Annotated in this window: 15 protein-coding genes; 2 read left to right on the forward strand and 13 right to left on the reverse strand. The window is 61.6% G+C overall.

The window, feature by feature from the left end; translation table 11 throughout:
* Positions 1–157: 157 nt before the first annotated feature.
* Positions 158–1,351: a bifunctional 2-C-methyl-D-erythritol 4-phosphate cytidylyltransferase/2-C-methyl-D-erythritol 2,4-cyclodiphosphate synthase gene (locus tag HRQ64_RS11485; RefSeq protein ID WP_172123373.1), complete on the forward strand. Its 1,194-nt coding sequence runs from the start codon at positions 158–160 to the stop codon at positions 1,349–1,351.
* Complete coding sequence (locus tag HRQ64_RS11490) at positions 1,351–1,854, forward strand: CinA family protein (protein WP_172123374.1); 504 nt, start codon at positions 1,351–1,353, stop codon at positions 1,852–1,854. Before HRQ64_RS11485 ends, HRQ64_RS11490 begins: the two co-directional genes overlap by 1 nt.
* Here the strand turns inward: HRQ64_RS11490 and HRQ64_RS11495 are convergent.
* The 13 genes from HRQ64_RS11495 to aspS form a co-directional block, all read right to left on the reverse strand.
* The gene (locus HRQ64_RS11495; protein WP_172123375.1) at positions 1,842–2,282 is read right to left on the reverse strand and encodes an SRPBCC family protein; all 441 of its coding nucleotides are present in this window, start codon (positions 2,280–2,282) and stop codon (positions 1,842–1,844) included. The genes HRQ64_RS11490 and HRQ64_RS11495 overlap by 13 nt on opposite strands.
* Entirely contained in the window at positions 2,282–3,235 is a 954-nt protein-coding gene (gene lipA, locus HRQ64_RS11500) for a lipoyl synthase (protein ID WP_172123376.1), read from the reverse strand. The genes HRQ64_RS11495 and lipA overlap by 1 nt, the downstream gene beginning before the upstream one ends.
* Before the next feature lie 89 nt (positions 3,236–3,324).
* Entirely contained in the window at positions 3,325–4,371 is a 1,047-nt protein-coding gene (locus tag HRQ64_RS11505; protein ID WP_172123377.1) for a Gfo/Idh/MocA family oxidoreductase, read from the reverse strand.
* A gap of 48 nt (positions 4,372–4,419) precedes the next feature.
* Entirely contained in the window at positions 4,420–5,859 is a 1,440-nt protein-coding gene (lpdA, locus tag HRQ64_RS11510) for a dihydrolipoyl dehydrogenase (protein WP_172123378.1), read from the reverse strand.
* A 30-nt stretch (positions 5,860–5,889) separates the two neighbouring features.
* Positions 5,890–6,540, reverse strand: a complete 651-nt coding sequence (locus tag HRQ64_RS11515; RefSeq protein WP_172124990.1) for an SGNH/GDSL hydrolase family protein — start codon at positions 6,538–6,540, stop codon at positions 5,890–5,892.
* A gap of 5 nt (positions 6,541–6,545) precedes the next feature.
* Positions 6,546–7,937 (reverse strand): pyruvate dehydrogenase complex dihydrolipoamide acetyltransferase, encoded by a 1,392-nt coding sequence (locus tag HRQ64_RS11520; protein WP_172123379.1) that lies wholly within the window; start codon positions 7,935–7,937, stop codon positions 6,546–6,548.
* Positions 7,938–7,948: 11 nt separating this feature from the next.
* Positions 7,949–9,346 (reverse strand): pyruvate dehydrogenase complex E1 component subunit beta, encoded by a 1,398-nt coding sequence (locus tag HRQ64_RS11525; RefSeq protein WP_127753149.1) that lies wholly within the window; start codon positions 9,344–9,346, stop codon positions 7,949–7,951.
* Complete coding sequence (locus HRQ64_RS11530) at positions 9,347–9,700, reverse strand: hypothetical protein (protein WP_172123380.1); 354 nt, start codon at positions 9,698–9,700, stop codon at positions 9,347–9,349.
* A 7-nt stretch (positions 9,701–9,707) separates the two neighbouring features.
* The gene (pdhA, locus tag HRQ64_RS11535; RefSeq protein ID WP_248305332.1) at positions 9,708–10,703 is read right to left on the reverse strand and encodes a pyruvate dehydrogenase (acetyl-transferring) E1 component subunit alpha; all 996 of its coding nucleotides are present in this window, start codon (positions 10,701–10,703) and stop codon (positions 9,708–9,710) included.
* A gap of 138 nt (positions 10,704–10,841) precedes the next feature.
* Positions 10,842–11,240: a septum formation initiator family protein gene (locus tag HRQ64_RS11540; protein ID WP_172123381.1), complete on the reverse strand. Its 399-nt coding sequence runs from the start codon at positions 11,238–11,240 to the stop codon at positions 10,842–10,844.
* Between the two features lie 163 nt (positions 11,241–11,403).
* The gene (locus HRQ64_RS11545; protein ID WP_210258543.1) at positions 11,404–13,698 is read right to left on the reverse strand and encodes an NADP-dependent malic enzyme; all 2,295 of its coding nucleotides are present in this window, start codon (positions 13,696–13,698) and stop codon (positions 11,404–11,406) included.
* Positions 13,699–13,807: 109 nt separating this feature from the next.
* Positions 13,808–15,382, reverse strand: a complete 1,575-nt coding sequence (locus tag HRQ64_RS11550) for an EAL domain-containing protein (protein WP_172123382.1) — start codon at positions 15,380–15,382, stop codon at positions 13,808–13,810.
* Between the two features lie 136 nt (positions 15,383–15,518).
* Positions 15,519–17,297 carry an aspartate--tRNA ligase gene (gene aspS / locus HRQ64_RS11555; RefSeq protein WP_172123383.1) on the reverse strand — a complete coding sequence of 593 codons (1,779 nt, stop codon included), beginning with the start codon at positions 17,295–17,297 and terminating at the stop codon, positions 15,519–15,521.
* Between the last annotated feature and the right edge of the window lie 46 nt (positions 17,298–17,343).

Here is a 17,343-nt window from a genome sequence, read left to right on the forward strand (position 1 = left end):
TTCACTTCGTGGGATTTGCCTGCACAATAATCAATTCCACCGAGCACGCAACAGTCAAACGCTGCGCTGAGGGAGAGGCCTGCCTGCACTTGCCGCATGGCTGCAGCGCGGTTAGACCAGCGCGATGTGACGGTTTGTTGTTTCAGGTTCCCTGCTTATGCGTTCTCGATCCATTGCCGTCATCGTTGTTGCTGCGGGGCGCGGCGAGAGGGCCGCTGCAGGCGGCGTTTCCGAGCCCAAACAGTATCGCATGCTAGCGGGCGAGGCGGTGCTGTCGCGCACCCTCAAGGCATTTCTGGGGCTGCCCGAAGTTCAATATGTGCTGCCGGTTATCCATGCCGAGCATGCCGATCGCTTTGCGGCTCTAGAATTGCAGCATGAGAATCTATTGCCCCCGGTGTCTGGCGGCGCTACCCGGCAGGCTTCGGTGCTGGAGGGGCTAAAAAGCCTCGCCAAGCTGCGGCCGGACTACGTCTTGATCCAGGACGCTGCTCGCCCGCTGGTGAAAGGTGACGTGGTCGCCGGGGTGATCGATGCGCTTGCCGAACTGGAAGGCGCCCTGCCCGCCGTAGGAGTAACCGACACCATCAAGCGCTCGCCGGATGGCGCCCTGGTCACGGCGACCGAGGATCGCTCGACCTTGTTTGCGGCGCAGACCCCACAGGGTTTCCGCTTTCCCCAGTTGTTCTCGGCGCATATGCGCGCTTCGACGGTGCGGCGCACCTTCACCGACGATGCCGAGATCGCCGAATGGGCCGGCCTACGGGTAGGGCTGGTGCCGGGCACGCATCGCAATCTCAAGATTACCCACCCAAATGATTTCCAGCTAGCCGAGCGCCTGCTGGCAGGAGCTGAGATGATCACAGAAACCCGTGTTGGCACCGGCTTTGACGTGCACCCCTTCGAGCCGGGCGACGCTGTCTGGCTGGGCGGCGTGCGTATTCCACACACCGCCAAGCTCAAGGGTCACTCTGACGCGGACGTGGCGCTGCATGCCCTCACCGACGCTCTGCTGGGTGCCATAGGCGAAGGGGATATCGGCATTCATTTTCCGCCCAGCGACGACCGATGGAAAGGCGTGGGTTCCGTCGTGTTCCTGCGGCACGCCGGTGACCTCGTGAACAAAGCGGGGGGCCGGATCGTTAATGTCGACGTCACGATAGTTTGCGAGCGGCCGCGGATTGCCGAACATGTGCCCGCCATGCAAGCTGTGATCGGCGAGGCGCTTGGAATTGCGACTACGAGAATCGCGATCAAGGCGACGACGAACGAGCGGCTCGGTTTTATCGGGCGGGAGGAAGGAATGGTCGCCATGGCCAGCGCCAGCATTGAACTGCCGAGGCTCGATTGATGACCCTCAAACCAGAGCCTGGTCGGGCGGAGCGCGTCATCGCGCTGTTGGCTGCTGCTGGCAAGACAATCGTCACCGCCGAAAGCTGTACCGGGGGGATGATCGGGGCGGCCATTACCGATGTTCCCGGCTCATCATCGGCCTTTTACGGCGGCTATATCACCTACGCGAACGCGGCCAAGTCGCGCATGATCCAGGTGCAGCCCCGCTTGATCCGGGATTATGGCGCCGTGTCCAACCAGGTTGCGCGCGCCATGGCGGACGGCGCGCGCAACACGGCGCGGGCTGACTACGCCCTGTCAGTCACTGGTATTGCCGGTCCGGACGGAGGCAGCGAGAAAAAACCGGTGGGCCTGGTTTATGTAGCGATGTCGTCAGAACTCGCGACCGTCGTGATCGAGCACCGCTTCGGCGATTTGGGTCGCGACGGTATCCGCCGCGCCAGCGTCGATGCAGCGCTCGATTTGGCGCTTCAGGTGCTAGGGGATGTTCAAAGCCCGTAGCGCCGGTCCGCTTCCTCGCCAAAGGCGCGCATGATCTCTTCCTGCTTGGCGGCAAAGGCGGGCTCGGCCACGGCGGCAATGAAGGGATTGGAGATCTTGAAGTCGATCTCGAAGCGCACGCGTGTCCCCTCCCCTTCCGGCTCGAAGCGCCAGCGACTGTCGAGATAACTAAAGGGACCGTCCACCGCCTTGGCATCGATTACCAGTGCTTCAGAATCCAGCTTCACTCGGCTCGTATAGGCCTGCGTGATGGGACCAAAGGACAGGGTCATGCGGGCGAGCCGGGTACTCTCGGGCGCGGCCGGGTCGGGCTGCACCACCATGTTACGGCAGTTGGGCACGAAACGCGGATAGTCTTCCAGATCGGCGACGATTTCGAACATGCGTTGGGGCAGATGCGGCACATGCCGCTCAAAAGTACGTTTCATCAATAACCAAGCTTCTGGAGCCGTGCAGTGCGAAGGCGTGCGAAATCCTCGCCCGCATGGTGGGACGAGCGCGTCAGCGGGCTAGAGGACACGAGGGAGAAGCCCTTAGCCGTCGCCACGGTGGCGTAAGACTTGAACTCCTCGGGCGTCACGAACCGCTGCAGCGGATAGTGCTTCTTAGTGGGCTGCAGATACTGGCCAATGGTGAGGAAATCCACATCGGCTGAGCGCAGATCGTCCATCAGCTGGAGCACTTCGTTGCGCTCTTCGCCCAGCCCAACCATGATCCCCGACTTGGTGAACATGGTGGGATCGAGTTCCTTGACCTTTTGCAGCAGGCGGATGGAGTGGAAGTAACGGGCGCCTGGCCGCACCTTCAGATATTTGGACGGCACCGTTTCCAAATTGTGGTTGAACACATCGGGTTTGGCCGCAACGACGATCTCCAATGCGCCATCCTTGCGCAGGAAATCAGGGGTCAAAATCTCGATCGTAGTGCCTGGGTTGCTGGCGCGGATCGCCAGGATAACTTCGGCGAAGTGCCGGGCACCGCCGTCAGCCAGGTCATCGCGATCCACCGAAGTGATCACGACGTGTTCGAGCCCGAGCTTCTGCACGGCCTTGGCGACATTCTCCGGCTCATTGGGATCAAGCGGCCCCGGCAGGCCCGTGCGCACATTGCAAAAGGCGCAGGCGCGGGTGCAGATCTCGCCCATGATCATCATGGTCGCGTGCTTCTTGCTCCAGCACTCGCCGATATTGGGGCAGCCCGCTTCCTCGCACACCGTGACGAGATTATTCTCGCGCACGATCTGCTGGGTTTCCTTGTAGACCGGCGAGCCCGGCGCGCGCACACGAATCCAGTCCGGCTTGCGCAGCACGGCATTGTCGGGCCGATGCTCCTTTTCCGGGTGGCGGGGCTTAAGCAGCGAATTGTCGATGAGCGTAACCAAGATGAGGTCCTGACTGGCACGATGTGCCTGCTATATCGCTCCCTTACGGGGCCGGTTCAACCCAGCCTCTCGTTGCATGACCGAGAAGTTCAAACCCGATCCATCACCTCGGCGATCTCGACCCACTCGCCATCGCGAAATGCCGAAAGGATCGTCGCCTGTACCAGGGCGAGGGAATAAAGGTTGTCCTCGCCCGAACTGAAGCGAGCCGGGACCGACCCGGTCTCGATCACCTTGGCGACCGCAGCTAGGGTTCCCCTGCGGTCGGGGTATTCCACCGGCGCCAGTTCAACCTGCTTGGGCTGAGCATCACGCTCGCGGGTTTGCAGCCGATCCGGACCCGCCTTGCCCATGAAGTGATCCCGCGAGGTCCACCAGATTTCGCCTTCCGAGCAGTCGATGGTCCATTCCCCGGCCCAGGGCGTGGCCGGACCATTGCTCATCCAGGAGCCCCGATAAGAGACAATCACGCCCTTCTCGAACTCTATTGTCGCAACGCCTGTCGGGTGATGCCCAAAGGGGCTGCCCGCCGGGTTCCAGGTGCGGCAGGACACGCGCTTGGGATTGTCGTTGAGCACCATGCGCATCAGGTCAAAATGGTGGATCGACATATCAGCGAGCAGCGGATCGGGCATGTCCCAATAGCGGTAGCCCTGGGACGGCGCGTGGCGGCGGAAATCAATGGAAACCAGATTGATCGGCCCGAACTTTTGCGCGCCGATCATTTCCGCGGCGGCGATCGGAGCTGGCTGGAAGCGGTAGTTCTGGCTGACCATCAAGATACGGTTGCGCGCTTTGGCGAGCGCCACCAACTCCTTGGCCTGCGCGATAGTTGAGGCAAAGGGCTTTTCGACGATGACGTTGAAATCGAGCTCAAGAGCCTGCTTGACGACGGGATAATGCGCTTCGGTGCGCAAGGTGGCGATCACCAGATCGGCCTCTACGCTTCGCGCCGCCTCTTCGAGGCTGAGAAAGCACTTGTTCTGGGGGACACCCAGTTCAGCCTGGACGCGCGCAATCGCCTCAGGATTGGCATCTACATAGGCCACCATCTCGACCGTGCGGACCTGGGGAATAACTTCCTTGGTCCAGTCGAAGCCCCAGAACCCGAGGCCGACCTGAATGGCTTTGACCATCTGGCTTGTTCCCTGTGTTTGTCCGCAGTGCGCTCATTGCCGGCGCGCCTAGACGTTCAACGCCCGCCCATAGGCATCCAGAACGCTTTCCTTCATCGTCTCGCTCAGCGTAGGGTGTGGGAAGATGGTGTGGATCAGCTCTTCCTCGGTAGTTTCGAGGTTCATGGCGATCACAAAGCCCTGGATCAATTCGGTCACCTCAGCCCCGATCATGTGGGCACCGAGCAACTCGCCGGTCTTGGCGTCGAAGATGGTTTTGACCAGGCCATCCGGTTCACCCAGTGCAATGGCCTTGCCATTACCCACGAACGGGAACCGCCCGACCTTGATCTCGCGCCCGCTTTCCTTGGCCTTCGCTTCGGTGAGCCCGACACTTGCCACCTGCGGCTCGCAATAGGTGCAACCGGGGACCTTGAGCTTTTCGAGCGGATGGGCGTGCATGCCCGCGATTTTTTCGACCGTGATCACCGCTTCATGCTCGGCCTTGTGCGCCAGCATCGGGGGACCCGCGACGTCGCCAATGGCCCAGATACCGTCCACATTGGTCTTGCCGAAGCCATCGATCACGATGGCGCCGCGCTCGGTTTTCACACCAACGGTCTCAAGCCCGATATTCTCGATATTACACTGCACACCGATGGCCGAGATCAGCTTTTCGCCACGGATCTCCTGCTTTTCGCCGCCCTTGAGCTCAACATGAGCAACAATGCCGTCCGCTGTCTTGTCAACCTTGGCCACCTTGGCTTCGGTCAGGATCTTGATGCCGCGTTTTTCCAGACGCTTGCGCGCAAGGCCCGATATCTCGGCATCCTCCACCGGCAAGATCTGCGGCAGCAGCTCGATAATCGTCACTTCCGCCCCCATGGAGCGGTAGAAGGATGCGAACTCGACGCCAATCGCGCCCGAGCCCATCACCACCAGCGACTTGGGCATGCTCGCCGGTTTCATGGCTTCAAAATAGGTCCAGATGCGTTCCCCATCTGGCTCGATGCCGGGCAGCACGCGAGGACGGGCACCGGTAGCGATGATGATGTTCTTGGCCTTGTAGGTCCCCTCGCCCAGCGCATTCTTGGGCACCGGGCCCTGCGGCTGCACGATCGCCTTCTTGGTCGGCGCAACCCGGATTTCACCCGGTTTGGTGAGGACGGCTTCGCCCCAGATGATGTCGACCTTGTTCTTCTTCATCAGAAACTGCACGCCATTGTTCATCTGCGCGGCAATGGCGCGCGAACGCTTGACGATGGCATCCATGTCAAAGCCGTAGTCATTGGCCTTGAGCCCGTAATTGCTGGCATGCTCCATATGGCCGTATACCTCGGCCGTACGCAGCAGAGCCTTGGTGGGGATGCAGCCCCAGTTGGAACAGATGCCGGCCATGTGCTCGCGCTCTACAACGGCAACTTTCATGCCCAGCTGTGCCCCGCGAATGGCGGCCACATAGCCACCAGGGCCGGCGCCGATCACGAGTAAGTCGTATTGGTCAGCCATTTTGGCCTCCGAATGGTCGATAGAAGCGGCTCAAAGAGCCAGCATGGATGCGACGACAGGCACAAGGCCCTCGCCGATTGCGCGGGTATTGGCCGCGTCCAAATGAATTCCGTCCAGCGGATCAGGCGTGGCGACGGTGCTGGCGTCGAAAAAGCCAGTGCTCAATTCCTGCGCGCGGCGCTGGTAATCGGCCGCGAACTCGCCGGATTCCCGCACCGCATGCTCGATGCCGCCAAAGCTGCGGATCATGTCGGCATTGTCGGTAGCGCAGGCGAGCGGGGGCGCCACCAGAAGGATTTGAGGCACCGGCTCATTGAGCATGGCGAAGTGACCACGCGTGAGCTGCACCAGGCGACGCATGCCAAAGGATGCGGTCAGCGCGCTGCCGCACACTGCCGGCTTCAGATCATTGGTGCCAAGCATGATGATCACGAGATCAAGCGGAGCATGGCTCGCGAGCAGCGTCGGCAGGATGCGGGCGCCATTGCGATCGGAGTCAGCGGTCCAGTCGTCAAAGGCCGTGGTGCGACCACCGAGGCCTTCGGCGATCACCCGCACTTGACCGCCTAGGCCAGCCTCAAGGACGCTGGGCCAGCGGTGCTCAAAGGCATGGCGCGGGCCGCCCGTGAGCGGGTTGGCACCATAGGTCAGGCTATCGCCATAAGCCAGGATGGTTTTCATCGCGCTCACGCCAACATCATCACGGGAGTTTCGATCAGGCCCTTGAACACGCCCAGGAGTTCTGCGCCCAAGGCACCGTCGACGGCCCGGTGATCGCAGGAGAGCGTTACCGTCATGAACTGGCCGGTCTTGACCTGACCCTTTTCGGCATAAACGCGCTCTTCGCCGGCACCAACCGCCAGGATCGTGCCATGGGGCGGGTTGATCACCGCCGCGAAGTGCTTGATGCCGTACATGCCCATATTGGACACCGAAGTGGCGCCGCCCTGATACTCATGCGGGGCCAGCTTCTTGTTGCGGGCTCGCGTCGCGAGATCCTTGACCTCCTCGGAGATCTGACGGAGCGACTTGGTGTCGGCTGACTTAACGACTGGCGTGAACAGCCCGCCGGGCACCGCCACGGCGACCGCAACGTCGGAGCGCTTGTGATAGAGAATGGAGTCGCCCGCCCAGGTGGCGTTTGCCGCTGGCACGCGCTGCAGGGCCAAGGCCCAAGCCTTCATCACGAAGTCATTGACAGAAAGCTTGAACTCGGGCTTGCCGTCCTTTGATTTTGGCGCACCGGCATTGATCTGCTCGCGCGCTTCCATCAGCGCGTCGATCCGGCAATCAAGCGTCAGGTAGAAGTGCGGAATGGTCTGCTTGGACTCGGTGAGGCGCTGGGCCACCACCTTGCGCATGCCGTCGTTCGGCACGATCTCGTAGCTGCCTTCCTCGTACATGGCCATGACCTGGCTCTTGCTGAGGCCCGCGGGAGCGGCGGCGCCAGCGGTCGATGCCGGTGCTGCAGCGGCGGCCGGAGCCGTCTTGGGCTGAGTTTTGCCGGAGCGAAGCGCTTCGATATCGGCCTTGATCACGCGGCCCTTGGGGCCGGAGCCCGCAACGGTCGCCAGATCAATGCCGCTTTCACGCGCCAGGCGCCGGGCAAGCGGCGACGCGAACACCTTACCATTGCCGTTGTTGGCCGAGGGTGCCGCTGTTGCTGGCGCCGGCGCCTGCGGCTGAGCGTCCACCGGTGCCGTCGAAGTCGTCGAGGTGCCCTTGTCATACATCAGCGTGCCGGCATCGCCCTTGGCCGGCCCCTCGGCGGCAGGTGGTGCTTCCGCTTTCGGCGGTGCAGCAGGAGCGGGAGCGGATGTAGCATCGGCGCTTTCGCCTTCCTGCAGCAGCACGGCGATAACGGCATTGACCTTCACGCCGTCGGTGCCTTCGGCCACAAGGATCTTGCCGATCTTGCCCTCGTCCACGGCCTCCACTTCCATGGTGGCCTTGTCGGTCTCGATTTCGGCGATCACGTCACCGGAGGAAACGGTGTCGCCTTCCTTGACGTGCCATTTGGCAAGCTTGCCCTCTTCCATCGTGGGAGAGAGCGCCGGCATGGTGATATCGATCGGCATCGGAACTCTCCTTAGGAGCGGTAGGTCACGGCATTAACAGCCGCGATCACTTCATCGACATTGGGCAGCGCCAGCTTCTCAAGGTTGGCGGCATAAGGCATCGGCACGTCCTTGCCCGTCACGCGCACCACCGGCGCATCAAGGTAGTCGAATGCCTGTTCCATCACCCGCGCCGACAACTCGGCACCAATGCCGCCCTGCGGCCAGCCTTCTTCCACAGTCACGAGGCGACCGGTCTTCTTGACCGATTCAATAACTGTATCGCTATCCATCGGGCGCAGCGTACGCAGGTCGATCAGTTCCACATCAACGCCAGCGGCGACCAGCTTCTCAGTTGCCTGCGTGGCGTAGCGCATGCCCATGGAGAAGGACACGATGGTCACATCAGCACCCTTGCGGGCGATGCGGGCCTTGCCGATGGGCAGCAGGAAATCGTCCATCTTAGGCACAAGGCCGCTCGAGCCGTAGAGAATCTCGTTCTCGAGGAAGATCACGGGATTGGGCGAGCGGATCGCGGACTTGAGCAGACCTTTGGCATCGGCGGCACTATAGGGCGCCACGACGGTCAGGCCCGGAACATGGCTGTACCATGCCGAAAAGTCCTGGCTGTGCTGGGCGCCCACGCGCGCTGCCGGACCATTGGGGCCGCGGAACACCATGGGCGCATTAACCTGGCCGCCCGACATATAAAGCTGCTTGGCGGCGGAGTTGATGATCTGGTCAATCGCCTGCATGGCGAAGTTGAAGGTCATGAACTCGACAATCGGCTTGAGGCCGGCGAAAGCGGCGCCGACTGCCAGCCCAGCAAACCCGTGCTCGGTGATCGGCGTGTCAACGACGCGCTCGGGACCGAACTCTTCGAGCAGGTTCTGGGTGATTTTGTAGGCACCCTGGTACTGGGCGACTTCCTCGCCAATGATGAAGACGTCCTTGTCGCGGCGCAGCTCCTCGGCCATGGCCTCGTTGAGTGCCTGGCGGACCGTCATCTCAACCATCTCAACGCCTTCAGGCAGGTCGGGATCGCTCTGAGCGGCAAACTTGGGTGCTTCGGCAGCGCCTGGTGCTTTGGCTTCAGCCGGAACCGAGGTGGTCTCGGCAACGGGTGACTGGCCCTGAGGATCGGACGATGAAGCCTGGGCAGCGTTTTCCTTGGCTTCGCCAAGTTCTTCGTCTTCGCCCAGCACCAGGGCAATGGGCGTGTTGACCTTAACGCCTTCAGTGCCTTCCTCGATCATCAGCGACTGAACGGTGCCGCTATCAACAGCTTCCACTTCCATGGTCGCCTTGTCGGTCTCGATTTCGGCCAGAACGTCGCCGGGCGAGACTTTGTCGCCGACCTTGACGAGCCACTTGGAAAGCTTGCCTTCTTCCATGGTCGGAGAAAGTGCAGGCATGAGAATTTGAGGCATTTAGCTCTCCAGCGAAAGCGCAGCGGGCCCAATGGCCGGCAGGCTGGCAAGGGAAAAAGACAGGGCAGCTATTCCGGTGGGGACAGCGCGTGTGTTCGCCGCCCAACTACTCAGCATCAAGCCCAGAACAACAAAGACCAAAAAGGCAATCACGGCACGCTTATACACCCGCAGATGCGGCAGGGCTCGGGCCCCGCCACGCACTTCCAGCGCACTGAACTTCCACCATCCGAAGGGGAACAGTGACGCCAGCCCGGGCTGGGCGGCGAGCCGCACCATTGCCATTGCCTGCACCACTGCAACGATCAGTGTCAGCAGCGCAAACAAGGCAACAACGCCCAGAAGGATGCTCATTCGAGCCTCAGGCCGAAACGGTGACGTCGGTCCAGAGCTCGGCGGCATCCGGCTCGGGATCATTGGTCGCAAAATCGGCGGCCTCGCTGACGATGGCGCGAATTTCGCTTTCCAGTGTCTTGAGCGTTTCTTCCGTTGCCAAGCCGCCTTCCAGCAGGCGAGCACGGACCTGCTCGATGGGATCACGCTCCTGGCGATACTTGGTGACCTCGTCCTTGCTGCGGTACTTCGCGGGATCCGACATCGAGTGGCCGCGATAGCGGTAGGTCAGCATTTCGAGGATGTAGGGCCCCTTCCCCGAGCGGGCATGCTCGATGGCGCGCTTGGCTGCATCGTAAACCAGCCGCACATCCATGCCATCCACCTGCTCGCCGGGGATGTCGAAGCTCAGGCCGCGCTTGGAAAGGTTCGTGGTGGCGGCAGCCCGTTCGAGTGAGGTGCCCATTGCGTATTTGTTGTTCTCGATGATGAACACCACCGGCAGGTTCCAGAGCTTGGCCATATTGAAGCTCTCATAAACCTGACCCTGATTGGCGGCGCCGTCGCCGAAATAGGCAAGGCTCACCGAATTATCGCCCCGGTACTTGGCAGCAAATGCCAGGCCAGCCCCCAGCGACACCTGGGCGCCCACGATCCCGTTGCCACCGTAAAAGCGGTGCTCGTTGGAGAACATGTGCATCGAGCCGCCCTTGCCCTTTGACAAGCCGCCGCGGCGCCCGGTGAGCTCGGCCATGACACCCTTGGGGTCCAGCCCCATGACCAGCATGTGGCCGTGATCACGATAGCCGGTGATCTGCGCGTCCTTGCCCTTTTCGCTGGCCATGGTTACGCCAGTGACGACCGCCTCCTGGCCGATATAAAGGTGGCAGAAGCCGCCGATCAGGCCCATGCCATACATCTGGCCGGCCTTTTCCTCGAAACGCCGGATCAACAGCATCTCGCGGAAGGCCTCGAGCTCCTGTTCTGCGCTGAACTGGGGAACATTGGATTGCGTCGTTGCCATGCCGGCTACACCCTTACGCGCCATATCAAGCGCTCCGCTATGAGGGGAAAAACACGCTTGGCCAAGTTGGCCACAGAACCGCAAGTTAACGCAAGCCGCCACGCTACGGCAAGCCCGCCGGGTCGCCCTCAGCACAGACTATAGGGTTGTTTCTGCGTTTAAAATTCCGTTTAACCTATCCGCGGTTATTTCGTCAAATGAACCAGATAGTGGTTTACCTGTGCGCGGATCGACCATCACGATGATATCCGCTTCGTTCGCCATGTTCAGCATTGCACGAGCGCGCTCGGTCACCAGGTCTGGGTCGAGGCGGCGCGTGTCCATGAGGGTCGCGCGGTGCTTATAGGCGTCGATTTCAGCCTGCAAAGCGGAGGATGTGTTCTTCAGGACGTCGATGTCGGCCAAGATCTGCGCGCGGCTTTCGATGCCGAACTGCCCGCCAATGGCAGAAAAGCCCAGATAGCCCTGGAACGCGAGCAAAGCTGCGGTTAGGCCAAGTGGGCGCCAGAATGGGGGTCGCTTGAGACGAGTCGGCATGAGGGCCAGCTGCTGTTGAACGGCGCGATCATGCGCCAGCAGGGCTTAATGACAGGTTGCGATGCCGGTGCAATTCCAAGGTGCGATTGGTTAGCGAGGGAGCACTCGCCCCCTCGCTAAGCGTCAGCCAACAATCTCGGCCGCTGACTTGTTTCATGGCGGACTACTGATCCGTTTCCGTCATCCCAATCGCCTCGGTGGCCGCGATCGCGGCCATGTTCACGATACCGCGGCTGGTGGTCGAAGGCGCCAGAATATGGGCCGGTGCCTTGGGCCCCATCAGGATGGGTCCAACGGAAAGCGCGTTGTTCATTTCCTTGAGCAGCGTCATCGACAGATTGGCGGCGTCGAGATTGGGGAAGATCAAGAGGTTGGCTTCCCCATGCAGGATCGTGTCGGGGATATAGCGCTCGCGCAGCTCCTCATTGAGCGCCAGATCGCCCTGCATTTCGCCTTCAACGATCATCTCAGGCGCGACCGCCTTGAGCTTCTGGTAAGCCGCCCGCATTTTGAAGGCGCTGTCGCCGTCCCGTGAGCCGAAATTGGAATAGCTGAGCAGGGCGACACGCGCTTCGATATTGAAGCGCTTGAGGTGATTGCGGGCCTGGAGAGCAATCCCCACGATCTCGTCAGGTGTCGGATCCATGTTGACATAGGTGTCAGCCAGGAAGAATGCGCCGCGTGGCATGATCAGCATGGAGAGAGCCGAAACATCGCTCACCCCGTCCTGCAGGCCAATTACCGAACGGATATCGCGGACATGCTTGATGAACCGACCCTGCAAACCGCAGATCAGTGCGTCCGCCTCGCCCCGCTGGACTGCCAGTGCCCCGATCACCGTGGTGTTGGTGCGCACCACCTGACGGGCGGTGTCCGGCGTCACGCCATCGCGGCCCACCAGCGAATGGAAGAGTGAGACATAGTCGCGATAGCGCGGATCGTCTTCGGGGTTGATCACCTCGAAGTCGTCGCCGGGACGAAGATTGAGGCCGAAGCGCTCGATGCGTGCTTCGATGACGGCCGGGCGCCCGATCAGGATGGGGCGCGCGATCCGGTCTTCCAGCAGCACCTGGGTAGCCCGCAAAACGCGTTCGTCCTCGCCGTCGGCAAAAGCAATGCGTTTGTTCTGGCCCTGCGCCCGATCAATGATCGGCTTCATTACGAGGCCGGAGCGGAACACAAAGCGATTTAGGCTGTCGCGATAGGCTCCAAAGTCTTCGATAGGCCGCTTGGCCACGCCCGAATCCATTGCGGCGCGCGCGACAGCCGGGGCAATGCGCAGGATCAGGCGCTGATCGAATGGGTTGGGGATGATGTGCTCGGGACCATACACGGCCGGCGCACCCGAAGGCGATACTTCGAGCCCCGGCTCATGGGCGAGCTTGGCAATGGCACGCACCGCCGCAAGCTTCATTTCCTCGTTGATGGTTGTTGCGCCCACGTCCAGCGCGCCGCGGAAGATGAACGGGAAGCACAGCACGTTGTTGACTTGGTTGGGGTAGTCCGACCGGCCGGTGCAGACCATGGCATCGGGACGCGTAGCTTTTGCCACCTCGGGCATGATCTCGGGATTGGGATTCGCCAGCGCCAGAATCAAGGGCTTGGGCGCCATCTTCTCGAGCATCTCTGGCCGAAGCGCCCCAGCGGCGGAGAGCCCCAGGAACACGTCGGCGCCGTCGATGACTTCAGCCAGGCTTGTGGCGTCGCTGACGCGCCGGAATTGACCGCGCCACTTGTCGTTAACGTCGTTGCGCTTGTGGGTGACGAGGCCGTCCTTGTCCGCAACCCAGATGTTCTCGTGCTTGGCGCCGAGCGCCACCAGCACATTGAGGCAGGCAATGGCCGCGGCCCCTGCCCCCGACGTGCAAATCTTGACGTCCTCGATGCGCTTGCCAGCCAGTTCAAGGCCGTTGAGCACCGCAGCACCCACAATGATGGCAGTGCCGTGCTGGTCGTCGTGGAACACCGGTATCGGCATGCGCTCGCGGAGCGCCTCCTCGATCTCAAAGCAATCGGGTGCGCGGATATCTTCGAGGTTGATGCCGCCAAAGGTCGGCCACAGCGGCGCCACGGCCTCGATGAACTTGCCCGGATTGATCTCGTCGATCTCGAGGTCGAAGACGTCGATGCCGGCGAACTTTTTGAACAGGACCGCCTTGCCTTCCATCACCGGCTTGGAAGCGAGTGCGCCGATATTGCCCAGGCCCAGCACTGCTGTGCCGTTGGAAATCACCGCCACGAGGTTCTGCCGGGAGGTATAGCGCGAGACCGCGTCGGGGTTCTGCGCGATTTCCTCGCAAGGCGCCGCAACGCCAGGAGAATAAGCGAGTGCCAGATCGCGTTGGTTGCCCAGGGGCTTGGTGGGCTGAATCTCAAGCTTGCCCGGCTTGGGATATTCGTGGAAGTGAAGTGCCGCTTCGCGCAAAGCGCGACGCTGCTCGTTGATGTCCGTCGACAATCCCGTCTCCTCCGAGGTGGATTCCCGGCCATCGGGGCCGGCTGGCGCGTTCGTGCCACCATTCAGCGCAGTTGAAAAGGGCGAATGACCCCGATTGCGCTTAAGCCCCCTATGCGGCGTCGGCAACGAGGCCGGGAGTCCGGCTTCGCGAGATGGTCGCCTGGTGCAGGGCAAGGGCGAGTTCCTTGAATGCTTCGGCGCGCAGGGCTGGCGAAAAGATGAAACCCTGCGCCTGCAGCACGCCGTGGGCACGAAGGTAGAGTGCCTGGGCCTCCGTCTCGACGCCCTCGGCCACAATCTCGCACTCAAGGTCGCGAGCCATGGCGATCAAGCCGTCCAGCACGGGCACATTGGTGGTTCCGGGTTTGATCATGTCGATGAAGACGCGGTCGATCTTGATGACGTCGACACCCAGCGTCTGCAGATAAGCCAGATTGGAGTGTCCGGTGCCGGCGTCGTCCATGGCCAGGCGAGCGCCAAGGGCATGCAGCCCGGCAATAACGCTATGGGCCTGCTGGGAATTGCCCAGTGGTTTGCGCTCAGTGATTTCGAACACCAATTGCCGGAAATCGACGGCTGATCCCCCAAAAATCGCTTGGACATCTTCAACGATGGAGCCGTCGCGGAAATGTCCTTCAAACAGATTGATGGAGATCTTGAGCTCGGGCATGAGGGTGCAAAGCTCCCCGAGGTCGTATTTGACCTGCTGCATCAGCGACAAGGTCATGGGAATGGCCAAGCCCGATGATTCGGCATAATCGATGAAGGCGCCAGGGGAAACGATCTCTCCGCTGCGCTTTTGCCAGCGGCACAGCACCTCGCAGCCGACCAGCTCGCCGGTCCGCAAATTGATCACCGGCTGGTAACATGGCCGCATTTCGCCTCGCGCGATTGCCCGCTCAAGCTCGAAGCCCGATACGCGCGAATGCCGCACCGAGTGGATGGCGAGGATCAAGAAGGCCGCGCTCATCAGGCAGGCAATGACGGTGAAGCTGACATCCAGATCGGCATAACCCGCCCGCACCGTCGCGAACGGCACCGCCGACTCAACCTTGATCGGCAATTGGCCGGCAAACCCCTGGCTGAAGATGAACTGGTCAGCGGATGCGCGCCCCTCGAACGGCTTGGGATCACCGATGGTCGCAACGGGGTTACCATCAGCCAGCAGGACCCGGATCATGCCGCCGGCAGGAATGGCCCGTTCGAGCCCTTCAGTCGTGGCTCCGATCAACGGCACAAAGACCGAGACGATGCGCTCGGGCCCGGAAGAACGGCTGATCTGGAGGGCTGGCAGGGCAATATCGCCCATGCTCACCACGCGTATGGCTTCGCCCTCCTCGCCTGTCGGTAGCGCTGCGGACAAGGGCGAATAGCGGACGGTTCGACCGAAGGCCGCGCAGTACTGAACCGCGTCGCTGTTCTCGACCAGCACCTGCTTAAGGCTGAAGCTTGCTTCAATGGCGCGCTCGATGCTGGCCAGGAAAGTCGGGGTGCAGGTCGAGCGGTTTTCCGCAGAAATGCGATCGAGACTAGCGAGTGCGTCGGCTACCCCGGTCTCGATGGAGCGGGTCACCGCCGCAACGGAACGGCCCGCTATGTCGGTCTCTTTCACCCGGACATAGGCATCCAGCAGATGGTCCACCGCTGCGATGGGCACAAAGGCCAGCATCGCACCAAGCAACATGAGTATATGGGGGTATTTCGTTCTCAAGGCGCGCCCGGCCCAAACTGGAGAGCCTTGAATATCAAGCCGCGCTTAATGGCTACTTAAGTCCAGCGCCGATAGCCGGGCAGTCTTGCGACTGCCCGGGGGAATGTCTTTATTTTTCCTGCACGTTGATACGGATGCCGAGCTCGCGCAGCTGCTTGGCCGAAGCTGGGCTTGGCGCGCTCATCAGCAGATCTTCAGCCTGCTGGTTCATCGGGAACGCGGTGATCTCGCGCAGGTTCTGCGCGCCGCAGATCAGCATCACGATCCGGTCTACGCCGGCGGCCATGCCACCGTGGGGCGGCGCACCATACTGGAAGGCGCGATACAGCCCGCCAAAGCGATCTTCAACGTCCTGGCGCGAAAGTCCCACCAGCTCGAAGGCCTTGACCATAGTCTCCGGTTCCTGGTTCCGGATGGAGCCGGACGCGATTTCGTAGCCGTTGCAGACCGCATCATACTGGTAGGCCTTGAGCGACAGCGGATCGGGCCCGTTAAGCCCTTCAAGTCCCCCCTGCGGCATGGAGAAGGGGTTGTGGGCGAAGTCGAGCTTCTTTTCTTCCTCGCTCCATTCATAGAACGGAAAGTCCACAATCCAGCACAGGGCAAACTGCTCAGTGTCAACGAGGTTGAGCTCGGTGCCGACCCGCGTGCGCGCTTCGCCAGCAAAGCGATACATCTTCTCGGGGCGACCCAGCACAAAGAACACGGCGTCGCCATCCGCAAGGCCAAGCTGGGTCCGGAGAGCCGCTGTGCGTTCCTCGCCGATATTCTTGGCGACCGGGCCCGAGCCCTGACCGTCCTTGAAGAAGATGTAGCCTAGACCGGGCTGACCCTGGCTCTGTGCCCAGGCGTTCATGCGATCGCAAAACGCGCGCGAGCCGCCGGTCGGCGCCGGGATTGCCCAGACCTCAACCTGGGGATCGGCTTCGATCTGGCCGGCAAAGACCTTGAAGCCCGATCCGGCGAAGTGCTCGGTGACGGACTGCATCTCGATGGGGTTGCGCAGATCGGGCTTGTCCGAGCCGTATTTCCGGAGCGCTACGTCATAGGGAATGCGGGGGAATTTCTCGGTCACGCGCTTGCCGTCAGCAAACTCGGTGAAGATGCCGCGCAGCACGGGCTCCATCGTGTCCCAGACATCTTCCTGGGTCACAAAGCTCATCTCGAGGTCGAGCTGATAAAACTCGCCAGGCAAGCGATCCGCGCGCGGATCCTCGTCGCGGAAGCAAGGCGCGATCTGGAAGTAGCGATCAAAGCCGGCCACCATCAGCAGCTGCTTGTACTGCTGGGGCGCCTGGGGCAAGGCGAAGAACTTGCCGGGGTGAATGCGGCTCGGCACCAGGAAATCGCGCGCGCCCTCGGGCGAGGAGGCTGTCAGGATGGGGGTCGAGAACTCGGTGAAGCCGATCCCCTCCATGGTGCGGCGCATATAGGAGATCACCTTGGTGCGCTTGACGATATTGGCGTGCAAGGTTTCGCGGCGCAGATCGATGAAGCGATAGCGCAGCCGAACATCTTCTGGATAGTCGGGTTCGCCAAAGACCGGCAGCGGCAGTTCGCGCGCGGCGGAAAGCACTTCAATCTCGCGAATGAACACCTCGATATCGCCCGTGGGCAGATTCGGGTTCACGGCTGCGCCGTCGCGCAACTTAACTTCCCCGTCAATGCGGATCACCCACTCTGCGCGGACCTTCTCCGCGTCGGCAAAGGCCGGAGAATCAGGATCGATGACACATTGGGTGAGCCCGTAATGGTCGCGCAGATCGATAAACAGCAAGCCGCCGTGATCACGCACCCGATGCACCCACCCGCTCAGGCGCACCGTGTCGCCGGCCTGTTGCGCAGTCAGGGCACCGCAATTGTGCGAACGATAGCGATGTGTGGTCATAGCAAACTCTGAAAAACTGGCCGGAAATTGGGGGGGAAAAGCGCAT

This window comes from Devosia sp. 919 (assembly GCF_013185965.1).
GTDB lineage: Bacteria > Pseudomonadota > Alphaproteobacteria > Rhizobiales > Devosiaceae > Devosia.

Excerpts from the sequence above, each read along its gene's own strand:
- HRQ64_RS11515 (WP_172124990.1), bottom strand. The coding sequence starts at position 6,540 with ATGAAAACCATCCTGGCTTATGGCGATAGCCTGACCTATGGTGCCAAC.
- HRQ64_RS11550 (WP_172123382.1), bottom strand. The coding sequence starts at position 15,382 with ATGTTGCTTGGTGCGATGCTGGCCTTTGTGCCCATCGCAGCGGTGGAC.
- lpdA (WP_172123378.1), bottom strand. The coding sequence starts at position 5,859 with ATGGCTGACCAATACGACTTACTCGTGATCGGCGCCGGCCCTGGTGGC.
- HRQ64_RS11540 (WP_172123381.1), bottom strand. The coding sequence starts at position 11,240 with ATGCCGACTCGTCTCAAGCGACCCCCATTCTGGCGCCCACTTGGCCTA.
- pdhA (WP_248305332.1), bottom strand. The coding sequence starts at position 10,703 with ATGGCAACGACGCAATCCAATGTTCCCCAGTTCAGCGCAGAACAGGAG.
- aspS (WP_172123383.1), bottom strand. The coding sequence starts at position 17,297 with ATGACCACACATCGCTATCGTTCGCACAATTGCGGTGCCCTGACTGCG.
- HRQ64_RS11505 (WP_172123377.1), bottom strand. The coding sequence starts at position 4,371 with ATGGTCAAAGCCATTCAGGTCGGCCTCGGGTTCTGGGGCTTCGACTGG.
- HRQ64_RS11490 (WP_172123374.1), top strand. The coding sequence starts at position 1,351 with ATGACCCTCAAACCAGAGCCTGGTCGGGCGGAGCGCGTCATCGCGCTG.
- HRQ64_RS11485 (WP_172123373.1), top strand. The coding sequence starts at position 158 with ATGCGTTCTCGATCCATTGCCGTCATCGTTGTTGCTGCGGGGCGCGGC.
- HRQ64_RS11530 (WP_172123380.1), bottom strand. The coding sequence starts at position 9,700 with ATGAGCATCCTTCTGGGCGTTGTTGCCTTGTTTGCGCTGCTGACACTG.
- HRQ64_RS11495 (WP_172123375.1), bottom strand. The coding sequence starts at position 2,282 with ATGAAACGTACTTTTGAGCGGCATGTGCCGCATCTGCCCCAACGCATG.
- HRQ64_RS11520 (WP_172123379.1), bottom strand. The coding sequence starts at position 7,937 with ATGCCGATCGATATCACCATGCCGGCGCTCTCTCCCACGATGGAAGAG.
- HRQ64_RS11525 (WP_127753149.1), bottom strand. The coding sequence starts at position 9,346 with ATGCCTCAAATTCTCATGCCTGCACTTTCTCCGACCATGGAAGAAGGC.